Source organism: Aureitalea marina (assembly GCF_002943755.1).
Lineage (GTDB): Bacteria > Bacteroidota > Bacteroidia > Flavobacteriales > Flavobacteriaceae > Aureitalea > Aureitalea marina.
On sequence record NZ_MQUB01000001.1, the window covers coordinates 2,622,568 to 2,637,261 of the forward strand.

The 14,694-nt window shown below is 46.5% G+C and carries 16 protein-coding genes; 3 read left to right on the plus strand and 13 right to left on the minus strand.

The genetic code is table 11. The features are described 5' to 3' along the window. Positions 1-8: 8 nt before the first annotated feature. The 13 genes from BST85_RS12010 to hemA form a co-directional block, all read right to left on the minus strand. Positions 9-722, minus strand: a complete 714-nt coding sequence (locus BST85_RS12010) for a 3'-5' exonuclease (protein ID WP_104813477.1) — start codon at positions 720-722, stop codon at positions 9-11. 46 nt (positions 723-768) lie between these two features. Further along, a complete protein-coding gene (locus BST85_RS12015) occupies positions 769-1,917 on the minus strand; it encodes a serine hydrolase domain-containing protein (RefSeq protein ID WP_104813478.1) in 1,149 nt (382 codons plus the stop codon). A gap of 2 nt (positions 1,918-1,919) precedes the next feature. Then, positions 1,920-2,399, minus strand: a complete 480-nt coding sequence (locus BST85_RS12020) for a methylated-DNA--[protein]-cysteine S-methyltransferase (protein WP_104813479.1) — start codon at positions 2,397-2,399, stop codon at positions 1,920-1,922. After that, the gene (locus BST85_RS12025; RefSeq protein ID WP_104813480.1) at positions 2,386-3,498 is read right to left on the minus strand and encodes a CNNM domain-containing protein; all 1,113 of its coding nucleotides are present in this window, start codon (positions 3,496-3,498) and stop codon (positions 2,386-2,388) included. The genes BST85_RS12020 and BST85_RS12025 overlap by 14 nt, the downstream gene beginning before the upstream one ends. A 63-nt stretch (positions 3,499-3,561) precedes the next feature. Then, positions 3,562-4,068, minus strand: a complete 507-nt coding sequence (locus tag BST85_RS12030) for a DinB family protein (RefSeq protein WP_104813481.1) — start codon at positions 4,066-4,068, stop codon at positions 3,562-3,564. A gap of 6 nt (positions 4,069-4,074) precedes the next feature. Beyond that, complete coding sequence (gene hemB, locus BST85_RS12035) at positions 4,075-5,049, minus strand: porphobilinogen synthase (RefSeq protein WP_104813482.1); 975 nt, start codon at positions 5,047-5,049, stop codon at positions 4,075-4,077. An 11-nt stretch (positions 5,050-5,060) separates the two neighbouring features. Then, complete coding sequence (gene hemF, locus BST85_RS12040; protein ID WP_104813483.1) at positions 5,061-5,963, minus strand: oxygen-dependent coproporphyrinogen oxidase; 903 nt, start codon at positions 5,961-5,963, stop codon at positions 5,061-5,063. Continuing rightward, on the minus strand, positions 5,953-6,702 hold the full coding sequence (locus BST85_RS12045; protein WP_104813484.1) for an EI24 domain-containing protein: 750 nt from the start codon (positions 6,700-6,702) through the stop codon (positions 5,953-5,955). Before BST85_RS12045 ends, hemF begins: the two co-directional genes overlap by 11 nt. Next, entirely contained in the window at positions 6,702-7,187 is a 486-nt protein-coding gene (locus tag BST85_RS12050) for a DUF6973 domain-containing protein (protein WP_104813485.1), read from the minus strand. Before BST85_RS12050 ends, BST85_RS12045 begins: the two co-directional genes overlap by 1 nt. Position 7,188: 1 nt before the next feature. After that, positions 7,189-8,214, minus strand: coding sequence for a uroporphyrinogen decarboxylase (gene hemE, locus BST85_RS12055; RefSeq protein ID WP_104813486.1), 1,026 nt, complete (start codon positions 8,212-8,214; stop codon positions 7,189-7,191). Then, positions 8,201-8,866, minus strand: a complete 666-nt coding sequence (locus BST85_RS12060) for a uroporphyrinogen-III synthase (RefSeq protein ID WP_104813487.1) — start codon at positions 8,864-8,866, stop codon at positions 8,201-8,203. The genes hemE and BST85_RS12060 overlap by 14 nt, the downstream gene beginning before the upstream one ends. After that, on the minus strand, positions 8,863-9,777 hold the full coding sequence (hemC, locus tag BST85_RS12065) for a hydroxymethylbilane synthase (protein ID WP_104813488.1): 915 nt from the start codon (positions 9,775-9,777) through the stop codon (positions 8,863-8,865). Before hemC ends, BST85_RS12060 begins: the two co-directional genes overlap by 4 nt. Further along, positions 9,774-11,045 (minus strand): glutamyl-tRNA reductase, encoded by a 1,272-nt coding sequence (gene hemA / locus BST85_RS12070; protein WP_104813489.1) that lies wholly within the window; start codon positions 11,043-11,045, stop codon positions 9,774-9,776. The genes hemC and hemA overlap by 4 nt, the downstream gene beginning before the upstream one ends. Positions 11,046-11,235: 190 nt before the next feature. Here hemA and BST85_RS12075 point away from each other — a divergent pair, with 190 nt between their 5' ends. From BST85_RS12075 to BST85_RS12085, 3 genes are read left to right on the plus strand one after another with little or no spacing between them, the layout of a single operon-like run. Then, positions 11,236-12,138 carry a helix-turn-helix transcriptional regulator gene (locus BST85_RS12075; RefSeq protein WP_104813490.1) on the plus strand — a complete coding sequence of 301 codons (903 nt, stop codon included), beginning with the start codon at positions 11,236-11,238 and terminating at the stop codon, positions 12,136-12,138. A gap of 60 nt (positions 12,139-12,198) precedes the next feature. Beyond that, positions 12,199-13,239 (plus strand): ferrochelatase, encoded by a 1,041-nt coding sequence (hemH, locus tag BST85_RS12080; RefSeq protein ID WP_104813491.1) that lies wholly within the window; start codon positions 12,199-12,201, stop codon positions 13,237-13,239. A gap of 4 nt (positions 13,240-13,243) precedes the next feature. Further along, positions 13,244-14,644, plus strand: coding sequence for an MATE family efflux transporter (locus BST85_RS12085; protein WP_104813492.1), 1,401 nt, complete (start codon positions 13,244-13,246; stop codon positions 14,642-14,644). Positions 14,645-14,694: the final 50 nt, after the last annotated feature.

The following is a 14,694-nucleotide window of genomic DNA, read 5'->3' on the forward strand; positions in this document are numbered from 1 at the left end:
AAAAGGGGTCAGACCCGCAGTATCTGGTGGTCCTCAAACAGGGGTTCATTTCGGAATCTTCTAAACAGCTGAGCAACGGTGACGGTATCTCGCTCACAGTATTCGATGATGCGATCAATATCGCCATTTTCGTAGTATACATCCCGGACCTGACTGCCGTCAATATCTTCTTTGGGAGAGGGAACACCTAACACCTTGGCCATAAGTTTAAGGGAAGTATAATGTTTATAATCCCCAAATTTCCAAAGCTCCATGGTATCTAGGTGAGCCACTTCCCAAGGTTTCTTGCCAAAGAGATTGAGTTTGTCCGGAAGTTCTATCCCATGTATAATCATCCTTCTGGCGATATAGGGAAAGTCGAATTCCTTACCGTTGTGGGCACATAACAAGTGCTGCGGTCTACTAAAGTGAGTGTCCAGCAGATTCTTGAATTCCGACAGTAACTTTGGTTCCTCCCCGTGATAAGAGGTAACCCTGAACTGCCAATCTCCGCTCACATTTCTAAGAAAGCCGGCAGAGATACAGATGATCCTGCCAAATTCTGCCCAGATACCTGCCCGATCATAAAATTCTTCGGCGCTGAATTCATCCTTTCTTTGGTAACGGGTTTTCTGCGCCCAAAGGTCCTGCAATTCCGGGTCTACTTGGTTGTAAGAGGCAAATTGAGGTACGGTCTCTATATCCAGGAATAGTACATGCTCAGGGTTGATCTTGCCAATCATAGAATATCGATTGTGGGAGTCAAAAGGTCAAGTTACAAAACAACAGTTACGATCCTTCCATCATCTGGTAGGCTTCTTCCAGATATACATAAAAGTCGTCACTGAAAGGTCGGCCAGACCGGCCACCTCTCTGGTGACCTAAACGCACGATGATTACGTCGTCTTTGGGGATGGTGATCACATACTGGCCCAAGATGCCCCTCATCACGAAGATCTGCTTGAACATATGATCACTTAACCAAAATCCATAGCCATATTCCGGGCTTTCCGGGAATCTGGGTACAATACTTTTTGCAACGAAGGTAGAATCCAGTATGGTCTTTCCATTCCACTGCCCCCAATCTTTGTACAACTTGCCAAAGCGGGCAAAGTCCCGGGCATTGCTCGCTATACAGCAGTAGGCCTTAGGTAGTTGGTTTTCAGCATCGTCAACTTGCCAAAGGGCGGGGTGTTCAAAGCCCATCGGCTTCCAGAAATTCTCGCTTAAATATTGCTCCAATGGTTTGCCCGTAGCGGCTTCCAGGACCATGGCCAGCAATTGGGTATTTCCACTGAGGTATTCAAATTCCTTTGCGGGAGTGCCAGTAATTCCCTGGCCTAAAATAGTGGAGCCCAAGTCGTCATCATAGTATGCCCTTGCCGTTATACTGAAGGGGCTGGTGTAATGTTCGGTCCAATCCAGACCTGAAGCCATGGAGGAGAGATCTCCCACCGTGGTCGCCGCTCCCTCATACCTGGGGATGAAGTCCGAAACGGGTTGATCTAGGCTTTGTATGGAACCATCTACCAGGGCCCTTCCCAACATAGCACTGATCACACTTTTGGCCATGGAAAAGGAATTGGACCTGGAATCGGTGCCATAGCCATCGCTGTAGTACTCGTGCCAAATGCTGTCGTTCTTAATGATGAGAAAGGCTACCGTCCCCAATTCTGAATGTATGGCTTGTAAACGGTCTGTTGCAGGGGTCTTATTGTAGTCCTGATGTTCTTCCCAAGGTTGAGGTTGCCCTGAAGCTTTGATCTCCACATTCTCAAAATAAGCATAGTCGTCTATAAAGGCCGAGGTATGCCCCGTCATATAAACAACTCTCACACCCTTAACAATATAACCGTTGCCAGTTATATACAACCCAATCACGATCAAGACCACCAAGCCGATCAGTCCCAGGAATATCCTTTTGAGGAATTTCAGCATGCTCACTCGAATAAATTTCCTTGCTGGTAGGGTTGTTCGTGTTCCACCAGCCACTTTTTGCGATGAAGGCCTCCGGCGTATCCTGTAAGTGAACCATCGCTTCCAATGACCCGATGGCAGGGGATGATCACGGCGATAGGGTTTCGGCCATTGGCGGAGGCAGCTGCCCGTATTACCAGTGGATCACCAAGCCGATTGGCTAGTTCCTGGTAACTGATGGTCTTTCCGTAAGGAATGTTTATGAGTTCCTGCCAAACCTTGCGCTGAAAATCGGTGCCTTTTGGCGCGAGAGCGAGATCAAAACTACTTCTTTTTCCGTCGAAATAATCCCTGATCTGTTCAATTGCTTTTTGCAGTTCTTCTGATGGAGAGGTGTTGGTAGGCGTGATAGATTTTTCGGTAAATTCCAACAGCTGTATGCCAGAATCGTCCATTTCCAGTATCATAGGGCCCAGTGGAGTTTCAAATCTAGTCCGTTCCATCTTCAGTATCCTCTTTCTCTTCTTCCCTGGATTGTAGTTCGATGCCCATGCGTTTTGCTCGCATTTCCCAATTCTTGCGAGCTTGAACCTGCATGTCTTCTACGGCATCACTTTCGTCCATGATCTCCATACCTAGTAAGGTTTCAATGATATCCTCCATGGTAACTATGCCGATGGTGTTACCAAAATCGTCAACCACCAAGGAGATATGGATACGCTGTTTGATGTATTTTTCGAATAGGTCGGGTAGTGCCGTTTCGTCCTCTACCACGTGAATTTCACGCTTGATATCGGCCAATTGCTTCTTGCCATGATCCTCTACGATCTCCTGCAGCACATCATCTTTGAGGACAAAACCAGAGATCTGATGACTTTTCTCCCGAAAAATGGGAATTCTGGAAAAACGAAGGTCTTTATTCCGGCTATAGAAATCCTCTAAAGTGGTCTCTTCGTTTTCCGAAATGACTACAGGGAAAGGAGTCATGACATCTTTGGCCTGGACGGATTTAAATACCAGTAAATTCCGGATCACCGTACTTTCATTCTCCTCAAAGACTCCCTCTTGTTCTGCGGTGTCTGTAATGGCGATGAATTCTTCCCGGCTAACGGTATAGACATGAGCCGATTTCCCGATCAGCTTGGTGGTACGAGTAAGCAACCACAGTATGCCGGTATAGCGCAAAGGAAAAATGATGATCTTCAGTGATAAGGCAGTAAATCGCCCCAGTTTTTTCCAATAAGTGGCACCTATGGTCTTAGGAATGATCTCCGAAACAACCAGGATCAAAAAGGTCATTATGGCCGAAACGAAACCCACTATATTGATCCCGTATACATCGATCTTGTAGGGTAATTTTTCTGCCTGTACTCCAACCAGGATAGCCCCAACAGTATGGGCAATGGTGTTTACAGTCAGTATGGCGATCAGGGGTTCATCTACGTTTTCCTTGTACTTGGTCAATACGGCTGCGTACTTTTTCCCCTCTGCCATTTTCATTTGCAGATAAGAAGGAGTAAAGCTCAAAAGGGCAGCTTCCATGATCGAACACAGGAAGGAGAACAAGATGGAGAGGAAGGCATAAAGGATCAGCAGATTCATTCGCTGGAAATTTGCAACAAGTTAACGCATTCGGTAAAAATTCCCGACAGCCGAAGCTCAATTTTACCAACCACTGTAGCGGGGAGGTTCAATACCGTTCAAATTCAGGTAGACTACAAGCTGGCCGCGATGATGGGTCAGGTGATCCTGCAGGAGGTTGAGCATTTGTAATTTGGACTTGGGACCTGCGAAAAAATCGACGGTTTCGGCAAGTTCGTCTTCAGGAAATGCCTTTACAGCAGAGCCAACAGCTGTAAAGCTCTGCTCCAATTTATCGATAATGATCTGTTTCTTGTCCTCTGCCGCGGCCTTAGCAGTTTCCGTCATCCCAAAATGAGAACTTCCCAGCCATTGCATATTGCCTTGAATGTGCACCAACTGCTCTGCAAAGCTCATTTGCCGTTCTGTAGGGTTAAAACTGTATTTATCGGCAGGCATGGAACGGGCCAAATCGAGCAAATATGTAGCTGAATTTTCCCATTTTTCCAGGAAGGCTTCTTTCACGGTAGTTGGTTGTGCCTGAGACAGGGTGCTCATGGTCAGCATGATTAAAGTAGTTAGTCGTTTCATGGGGTGTCAGGATAAAAGTTTGACGGCTTCCCGGGCAAAATAGGTGGCAATGATGTCTGCTCCGGCGCGTTTGATTGCGGTTAACTGTTCTAGCATGACGGCATCGTGTTCCAGCCAGCCTTTCTCGGCCGCTGCCTTAAGCATGGCGTATTCTCCACTGACCTGATAGACAGCTACAGGAACTTCGACCGCATTTTTGATCTCACGGACAATGTCCAGGTAGCACAGTCCCGGTTTGACCATAACGATATCTGCTCCTTCATCGATGTCCATTTCGGTTTCGCGGATAGCTTCTTCCCGGTTGGCAGGGTCCATTTGGTAGGTTTTCTTATCTCCAAATCCAGGTGCAGAATCAAGGGCATCCCTAAATGGCCCGTAGAAGGCCGATGCGTATTTGGCACTATAGCTCATAATGCCAGTTCCTTCCTTGCCTTGCTCGTCCAGTGCCTGTCGTATTCTAAGAACACGACCATCCATCATATCGCTGGGTGCAACAAAATCGGCACCGGCCATAGCATGGGACAAGGCCATTTGAGCCAACACATCGTTTGTAGCATCGTTTAGTATCTGTCCGTCCTCTACTATGCCATCGTGTCCATATTGAGAATAGGGATCCAAGGCGACATCTGTCATCACCAGCAATTCTGGTGTGGCCTCCTTGATGGTCTTTACGGCTCGTTGCATCAGACCATTCGGGTTTAGGGCTTCTTTCCCTGCGTTATCTTTAAGCGAATCATCAACTTTGACGAAGAGCAAGACGGCTAAAAGCCCCATTGCTTGAAGTTCTTTGGCCTCTTCAGATAGTAGGTCAAGACTCATCCGATAATAGCCTGGCATGGAAGGAATCTCTTCTTTTACGCCTTTACCTTCAACCACAAAGAGCGGAACAAGGAAATCATTTGGACTAAGCGTGGTCTCTCTGACCAAGGCCCTGATAGAGGCCGTTGAACGCAATCTTCGATTTCTTCTCAGTGGATACATATTTTCAATTTTTAAACCCAGTTTTTAGGGTTTTTTAGTACTTCGATCAGTTTTTCTTCCGCGGAACCTTCTGCCGCCTGATGGTCATATTGCCATTGGACTCGAGGTGGCAGGCTCATTAGAATACTTTCGATTCTGCCCTTTGTTCTCAGGCCGAAGAGGGTTCCTTTGTCGTGGACCAGGTTGAACTCTACATATCGGCCCCTTCTGATCTCCTGCCAGTCCCTTTGCGCTTGTGTAAAGTCTTGATCCTTACGTCTGTTCACTATGGGTGTGTAGGCTGAAAGGAAGCTATCACCAACTGCGGTCACGAATTGGAACCAATCTTCTAAGGACCTACTATCTGTAGGTTTCAAGTAATCAAAGAAGAGGCCGCCAATTCCCCGTGCCTCTCCCCGGTGGGTATTGTAAAAATACTCGTCACATTTCTTCTTGTAATTGAGATAGAAATCCGGGCCACTGGCATCGCAAGCCGTTTTACAGACCTGATGGAAATGCTCTGCGTCCTCCTTGTACAAATAGTAGGGTGTGAGATCTTGTCCTCCTCCAAACCAGCGATCTACAACTTCGCCTTCTTGGTTGTACATTTCAAAATATCGCCAATTGGCGTGTACGGTTGGCACATGTGGATTTTGAGGATGGATGACCAAGCTTAGTCCGCAAGCGAAGAATTGTGCCTCGCCAACACCGAAATAGGCTTGCATGGACTCGGGTAGGTCTCCGTGAACAACAGAGGTATTTACTCCACCTTTCTCAAAGACCGAACCGTTCTCGATGACTCTTGTGCGGCCACCTCCACCACCTGGACGTTCCCAGAGGTCTTCTCTGAATTTAGCACCACCATCAATGGCCTCCAATTCACTGCAGATCCTTTCCTGCAGTTCCTGGATATACGCTATAAACTTATCCTTCATCTTGTGTTTCTTTAGTTAGTTCCTGGACCGTTAAGTAGCTCGAAGCCGTCACGGAGAGCGGCAGTACCAGGATTACTCCAACTATAGGGATCAATAGTAGAAGCATGAAAGGAACCCCATTTCCGATGGCCAGGCCTCGTCTGGCTTTCACAAACTGAATACTTTCCTTTACGCTCATATGTCTTTCCAGGGTGTAGTCCATATTTCCAAATCCGGCGTAATAGGATTGCAACAGAAATAGCAAAACAGTAGAAGCGACGCCAATAATTGGAACGAACCCAAGCAGGAGAACCGGGATGCTCAATAGCAGTTCCATGAAGAGGTTCCGAATGTTGATCTGTATTCCCCGCCTCAATTGAGGAAAGAACCGCTTGTGTAGTTTACCCCCAACTTCGCCGTTCAAATGTTTTTCAATAGCCTCAGAAACGGGGCTCATAAAGGGAGCGCTCAAAGCCATAACCAGATGTTTGTAAACGATTAATCCCAGTATAAAGATGATCACTCCACCCAGGATCTCACTGATGACCGCAAAAGTTACCTTTCCCCAATCCCAAACCCAGATTCCAGCTATCCATTCGCCCAAGTTGTCGCTCCAACCCCAAGTAGCCAGGATAATGTTCGCCGCGATAAAAAGGCTGATACCCATGGGTACAAAGAAATACCGCCATAGTCCCAATTCTCCGAGGAGTCGGAAACTGACACCGTAGGCCTTAATTCCATCAAGTATACTTCCGATCATCAATCTTCAATATAAACGATTATGTTCTTTTCTTCTGGGATCTCCTCCTCACTGCCCACCTTTTTCGCTTTCAACGCCCTAAGGATCAACTCGTGCATGATCTCATTGCCCGTCATATGACCCAATTCAGACAACCAATTTCGGCCAACGGCATTGTTGTGCAAGTCCATGGCCTGCTGTAATGGAGGATTGATCGAAAATTGCTCGTGCCAGTCTGTTATGGTATTTGTCCAATCCATTACTTTCAGTGGTTTTAGTCTCCTTTGGATGCAGTATTTCGCGATCAGCAGGTTCCACAGAACGTGTCTTACCGCATTAGCTCTATTGTCCAGGTGATGTGTCTTCCCATAGAATTCGTCGCAAAGTGAAATACAATTTTTTGTAGCCTTAATAGTAGGCAGCACGTAAGCCGGGCGTCGGAGACAAAGACCTACCAGACCTAGTATCTCCTTCCAGCTGAGTTGCTTGATCAGGCCGAGGATCATCTTATTGTCCGTAGCTCTTTACGGCTTCCACAAAGGCGGCAGCATTTTCTACCGGTATATTGGGTAATATTCCGTGTCCCAGGTTGACGATATAACGATCTTTTCCAAACTGGTCGATCATCTCGGTCACCATGCGCTTAATATCTTCCGGAGGGCTGAGTAACCTGGAAGGATCAAAATTACCTTGAAGCGTGATCTGTCCTCCGGAGAGATAGCGTGCATTTCGTGCTGAACACGTCCAATCTACTCCCAGAGCCGATGCGCCACTTTGCGCCATCTTGTTCAGGGCAAACCAGCACCCTTTACCAAATACGATCACAGGAACCCTACTTCTGAGTGCACTCACAATAGGTTGAATGTACCTCCAACTAAATTCGTCATAGTCTTCAGGCGACAGTAATCCTCCCCAGCTGTCGAAGATCTGAACGGCATTTACCCCAGCATCCACTTTGGCGTGCAAATATTGTATTGTGGTTTGCGTAATGCGTTCCAACAACTCGTGAGCCGTTTTCGGATCGGTATAGCAAAGTTCCTTGGCCTTTGCAAAGTTCTTGGACCCTTGGCCTTCCACACAATAGCATAATAAGGTCCAGGGACTTCCTGCAAAACCGATCAATGGGATCTCTCCAGCCAGTTTCTCCTTGGTCATTTTGATAGCGTCCATCACATAGCCCAGGGATTCGTTGACGTCCGGGACTATCACCCTATCTAGGTCGCTAGCCTTTCTAATTGGGTCCGGAACCCATGGGCCAACTCCCGCTTTCATTTCCACATCGATGTTCATAGCCTGAGGGACAACCAGGATATCACTAAAGAGAATGGCGGCATCCATTCCGTATCTCCTGATGGGCTGAACGGTGATCTCACTGGCGAGCTCCGGAGTCTGGCAACGGGTGAAGAAATCATATTTATTCTTCAGCTCCATGAATTCAGGTAAGTAGCGTCCGGCTTGTCTCATCATCCAGACCGGTGGGCGGTTTACGGTTTCCCCTTTTAGGGCTCTTAAGAAAAGATCATTCTTGATCATTATTCAGAACTTTTATGGTTTTAGCGATCACACTTTCTACGGTTGCCTGCTTGGCGATCCACACGTTTTCAGTATGTAAAGCAGCTTCCTTTGCAGTGGTTTCGCCTATGCAAATGAGCGGGCTTTTCCCCGCTGTGTTATTTTGAAAATAACTATCCACGCCACTCGGGCTAAAAAACAGTATTCCATCAAATTTTTGATCAAAACGATGTAAAACAGGCTTGATTTGATAGATTTTTAGCTCAAAAACATGATTTTTTGCCGATTTCAGCAGATCTGGTAATATGTCCAGTCGTTGCTCCGAACAAACAAACAAAAAGTCTTGATTTTGATACTTTTTGATCAAATATTGCCCTAATTCGGACGAATTATTGGCAGTCATGGTCACTTTTTGACCATATTCGATCAATTTCTGTTCAGTTTTAATCCCGACACAGTATATTTCTTTAATCGGGATTTGTTTCCCCGTTTTTTCAAAGAATAAACGTACTGCATTCCCGCTGGTAAAGATGAGTTTGTCTATCTCTTTAGGGGCCTCAAAATCCAAGGGTATTATTTGGATAGCATTGTAGTCCACGACAGCGTGTCCTCTTCCCAGGATAAGATCTCGCTGAGAAGGACTCAGTTTCCTGGTTGATAGAAGCGTTTTCATTTACTTTGAGATTGACGAATGGCTTCCATTAGTTCTGTGCCGCCGGAATTCAACAGATTTTTAGCCAATCGAATTCCCGCTCCTTCCACCTGGTCAATGCTGATCTGTTCCTCTACACAGAGGGCCGTTTTGCCATCCAGGGAGTTGAGTAGTCCCGTGAATTCAATGCTGTCCGTATGCCATTTAGCAAGGGCACCTATGGGTGCAGTACACCCCCCTTCCAGGGTTCGGAGGAATTCACGTTCCAGCTGAGTACAGATCTCGGTTGGGTGATGATTGATCTCGCCAACTGCTTGTTTTAGAATCGCATCCTTCCCTCGTCCCGTCACCATCACTGCCCCTTGAGCAGGAGCCGGAATCATCCAGTCCAGGTCCATTCGATCTTCGGGCAATAAGCCAATTCGTTCCAATCCGGCATAAGCAAAGATGGCTCCCTGCCAATTACTTTCGCTCAATTTCTTCAGCCTGGTATTGACGTTGCCGCGTAGATCCGTAGTCTGGTGATTGGGGTATCGATGCAGCCACTGAGCAGCCCGTCTCAGACTACCGGTTGCGATCAAGCAATCCGAATCCAGATCAGGTCTTTGGTTAAAGACCAAAATATCCTTGCTGGGAGCACGCTCAAGAACAGCAAATTGTTCCAGCCCTTTGGGCAAGGCTGTAGGGACGTCCTTAAAACTGTGAACAGCCAGATCGATCCGGTCCTGTAGTAAGGCTATGTCCAGGGTCTTAGTGAAGATTCCTGTAATTCCGAGCTCGTAAAGGGGTTGATCCAATCGAATATCACCCTCAGAACGGATAGGCACCAATTGGGTACTGTGTCCGGCTTTTTCAAGTAAAGTAGCTACCTGGGATGCTTGCCAACGGGCCAATTCACTTTCCCGGGTCCCGATTCGGATAGTTTGGCTCAATGCTCTTCTTCTAGTTGGAATACCTGACGAATCACTTCCAGGCTGATCTGGGTAGATCCATTCGCATTTTTCAGGTGATTGGCCACCTGAGTGGTGATCTTGTGGATGAGACGATCACTTATAATCTGTGCTTGCTCTTGGTTAAAACCTTCGATCTTCCTGCTTTGATTGTCGATCTCTCCGGTCTTGATGTCAGCGAGTTTGCTTTTAAGTGCTTTCAATACCGGTGCAAACTTGCGGGTCTCAGACCAGGCGCTGAATTCGGTTTTCACCTCTTCTATGATCTCCTCGGCCATTGGGATATGTGCAGATCGCTTTTCCAGGGTAGATTGAGTAGCCTTGCTCAATTCGTCCAGATGCACCAAAGTAACAAGTGGATTTTGTTGCACATTGATATCCACATTACGCGGAATGGAAAGATCGAGGATCAATAGGGGTTTGGTCAGATGGAGGATCTCAGCGGACGCTGTCGGTGTTTGAGCCCCAGTGGCCACTACCATGACATCGGTTCTTGCAATCTCACTTTCGATCTGATTGTAGTCCCGAACTTGCAAATTGAATTTACCGGCTATCTCCTGAGCTCTTTCTTTGGTCCTGTTGATCAGTACAATATGATCGTTATGGGTATGCTTGACCAGATTTTCGCAGGTATTGCGACCTATTTTCCCAGTACCAAAAAGCAGGATGTTCTTTTCTCCGACATCTTGGACATTGTCCTTGATGTATTGGACTGCGGCATAACTGACCGATGTGGCTCCAGAGGACAGCTCAGTTTCGTTCTTGATTCGCTTGCTGGCTTGTATCAGGGCATTGGCCAGGCGTTCCATATAGGCGTTCAGCATTCCTCGATTCTTGGAATGCCTGAAAGAAGTCTTTAATTGGCTAATGATCTCGAAGTCACCAAGTATTTGGCTTTCCAAACCGGTAGCAACACGGAACAGATGATTGATGGCCTCATCCCCTTTTAGGATATAAGCTACTTGCTCAAATTCTTCCAATGTTCCTTTGGTCTGTTCGCAGAGGAGTTTGATCAGCTGATAAGGGTGGTCAGCAAATCCGTATAGTTCGGTGCGATTGCATGTAGAGATGACAGACAAAGAGGGTATTCCCTGCTCTTTCGCGGTATCGATCAGTCTGTCGCAGCCCTCCCGATCCAGGCTGAAATGACCCCGGATCTCTGCGTCAGCTTTGATATAACTCAGGCCGATCACATAGAATTTGGCACCTGAGTTGAGCGCTGTTGTACTGCTTGCGTTGTTTTCTCTCATTAACGAGGCAAAAGTAAGCGGGACTAAATCCAAAAAATAACGCCAGCGGTATGATTTATATCGGTCATTGCTAAAATTGGTTAAAAAATGAGAAAAATCAGGAATTCCCACTAAATTAGGGGCATAACAGTGGATAAGTTGAATCGTTATTTAGATTAATTCTAAATAAAAGAAATCGAAAGCTCATCAGATGGAGTTAAAAAATGTCGCTCAAGGAATATACGATGAAACCCAGGTCGAAGAAGGGTTCTTTATTCTGAAGTTTAGTAACGATACAGCTGAAAATCAGCTATTTAGACGAGAAGTAAGCGCTCATTTTATACAGTTTCATTTTTGCTTGAAGGGCTCGGCCTCCTTTAGCTTCAATAACGGGGCATATCGTCTGCCCATACAACAGGGAGTTTCTTTGTTGCTCTACAATCCGCAAAGGGAATTACCTATCGAGGTTTCGGTGTCCCCACAATCCTGGGTAATATCGATGCTAATCCCCATCCGAAGTTTTCACGGTATGTTCTCTAATGAAGCAGAATCGATTAGTTTTCTCAGCGAAGAGAACAGGGATAGGAAGTACTATAAGGACGGTCCCATTTCACCCTCCATGGCCATAGTCCTCAACCAGGTGATGAACTATAATCTGCACCCTATGGTCAAGCTCATCTATTTCAGGGCCAAAGCATACGAGTTGCTCAGTCTTTACTTTAATCGTTCGGAAGATGTGGATATAGAACAATGTCCTTTTTTGGTGGACGAATCTAACGTGTCCAAGATCAAGAACGCCAAACAGATCGTCATCAACAGGATGGCCGAACCACCTACTTTACAGGAATTGGCCGATGAGGTTCAATTACCAATAAACCGTCTTAAGGAAGGCTTCAAACAGATCTACGGTGAGCCAGTATTTACTTTTTTATTTAATCACAAGATGGAAGTCGCCAGGCAGATGTTGGCAACTGGCAGTTACAATGTGAACGAGGTGGGCTTAAAGGTGGGCTATAGCACTTCCAGTCATTTCATCGCTGCTTTCAGGAAAAAGTTCGGAACCACTCCCAAGAAATTTGTGATGAGCCTGACCGCACAAGGCCTAAGAACTTAACGACAATTTAAGAACCTATTAATTGCTCGAGTGCTATTTTTGTTGGGTTAATCAACAGACATGTCAAAAGGAGTTCTCTTAGTCAATTTGGGGTCGCCGGACTCGACCGATCCCAAGGACGTCAAGCGATATTTAGATGAGTTTTTAATGGACCCGAGGGTGATCGATGTGCCCAAATGGGCGAGGACTTTACTGGTGCGAGGGATCATACTCAATACACGACCCAAGAAATCGGCAGAAGCATATAGCAAGATCTGGTGGGAAGAAGGATCTCCCCTGATCGTTCTTTCGGAGCGCTTACAAGCCAAAATTGCCCAGCGCGTCAATGTGCCTGTTGCTTTGGCCATGCGTTATGGTAGTATGTCTCTTGAAAAGGGCCTAAAAGAACTGACCGATCAGGGTGTGGATGAGATCTTCCTCATGCCCCTCTATCCGCAGTTTGCTATGGCGACCACAGAAACGATCACTGCACGTATCGACGAACTGATCGAAGAACAGTTTCCTGGTGTCGAAGTAAAGACCCTGGAGCCATTTTATAACAATCCGGACTATATAGAAGTGCTGGCCAAAAGTATGACAGAGTCCTTGGAAGGGCTGGATTATGAGCATTTGCTTTTCAGTTATCACGGAGTTCCGGAGCGGCATATCCGAAAAAGTGACATCACCAAGAGCCATTGTAAGATCGATGGGAAGTGTTGTCAGACACCCTCAGAGGCACACAAATACTGTTACAGACACCAATGCGTGGAAACTACCCGTTTGGTTGCTGCAAAGATGGGCCTTAAAGAAGGCACCTATTCCACTACTTTCCAATCCAGATTAGGTTTTGATCCCTGGTTGCAACCTTATACAGATCGCACCATCGAAAGACTAGGAAAAGAAGGCGTCAAGAAGATGGCAATAGCTACACCGGCATTTGTTAGCGACTGTTTGGAGACTTTGGAAGAAATTGCCATGGAAGGAGAGGAGATCTTTCACGAGGCTGGTGGGGAAGAATTCACCACCATACCTTGCCTGAACGATAGAGACGATTTTGCTCAGTTGCTAGCGGGCTGGATAGATACTTGGGTGATCAAGGACCTGAAAACAGCTATCGCCTAATTTCATGTCCAAGGGCCGTAAGTCCATATCACTGGGTACTGAGCCCATTCCCAAACTATTGCGTCAACAGGCAATACCAGCATCTATAGGGATACTGGTAATGTCCCTGAACATGATAGTGGATACCATCTTTGTGGGTCGATGGATCGGTCCGTTGGCTATTTCAGCTATCACCGTCGTGATCCCGGTTACCTTTTTTATCGGGGCTATTGGATTAGCCGTCGGTATTGGCGGTTCGTCGGTATTGAGTAGGGCTTTAGGGGCCAAAGATTACACCAAGGCCCTGCGGGTATTTGGTAACCAGACGACCATTACTTTCTTTACCTCGGGTACTTTGGCGGTATTGGGGTTGATTTTCCAGAATGAGCTGATCCAGTTCTTTGGAGCGGACGACTCCTTTATGGATCTTGCACTGACCTACTATCGAATTGTACTCTACGGTATTGTGATGTTGGCCATGTGTATGATGGGCAACAACGTGATTCGTGCAGAAGGCAAACCTAAATTTGCCATGTATGCCATGATGCTTCCCGCTATAGGGAACATCTTTATGGACTATGTCCTGATCAAGTGGCTGGACATGGGTATGGAGGGTGCAGCTTGGGCAACCTTTGCCAGTTATGCTGTCTGCTTCGCCTTTATTCTTTGGTTCTTTATCTCGAAGAGTGAGCTTCGTCTGAAGTGGTCTTCCTTCGTCTTGCAACGGGATATTGTCAAGGAGATCAATGCCTTGAGTTTTGTTACCCTTGCCCGTCAAGGTACAATTGCTGTTCTGACCATATTGCTGAACAATGTCTTGATCACTTACGGTGATGCCCTGGATGTTGCTACATATGGTATAATCAGCCGGATGTTAATGTTTGCTCTCTTTCCGGTGATCGGGGTTAATCAAGGATTCCTGCCAATTGCGGGTTACAATTATGGTGCTGGGCAGTTTGATCGGGTAAAGGAAGCCATTAATACCTCAATCAAGTATTCCGGCATGTTGGCCATTGGTATATTTGCCATCATCATGCTGTTCCCAACTGAGATCGTTTCTGTTTTTGTTGGATCCTCAGACGGATTGGATGAGACCACACTGGCCAATAATCAGGAGATCCTTAGAAGAACACCTGATGCACTTCGCTGGGTATTTGCACTGACACCCATCATCGTTGTCCAGCTGATCGGGGCCTCGTATTTCCAAGCCATTGGAAAGGCCGTACCAGCTTTGCTGCTGAGCCTTACCAAACAAGGATTCTTCCTGATTCCTTTGCTGTTGATCTTACCCCGATATATGGGTGTACAGGGAGTTTGGGTTTCCTTCCCAATAGCCGATTTTCTGGCTACGGTAGTAACCGGTTATTACCTGAATAAGGCGGTGAAGAATGACCTGACTCCAAAGATAGCTGCCTCCCAGTCCTAACTGACACTTATCATACTTTCTGCATCCGATAAAGCCGACATTTAGGCTTT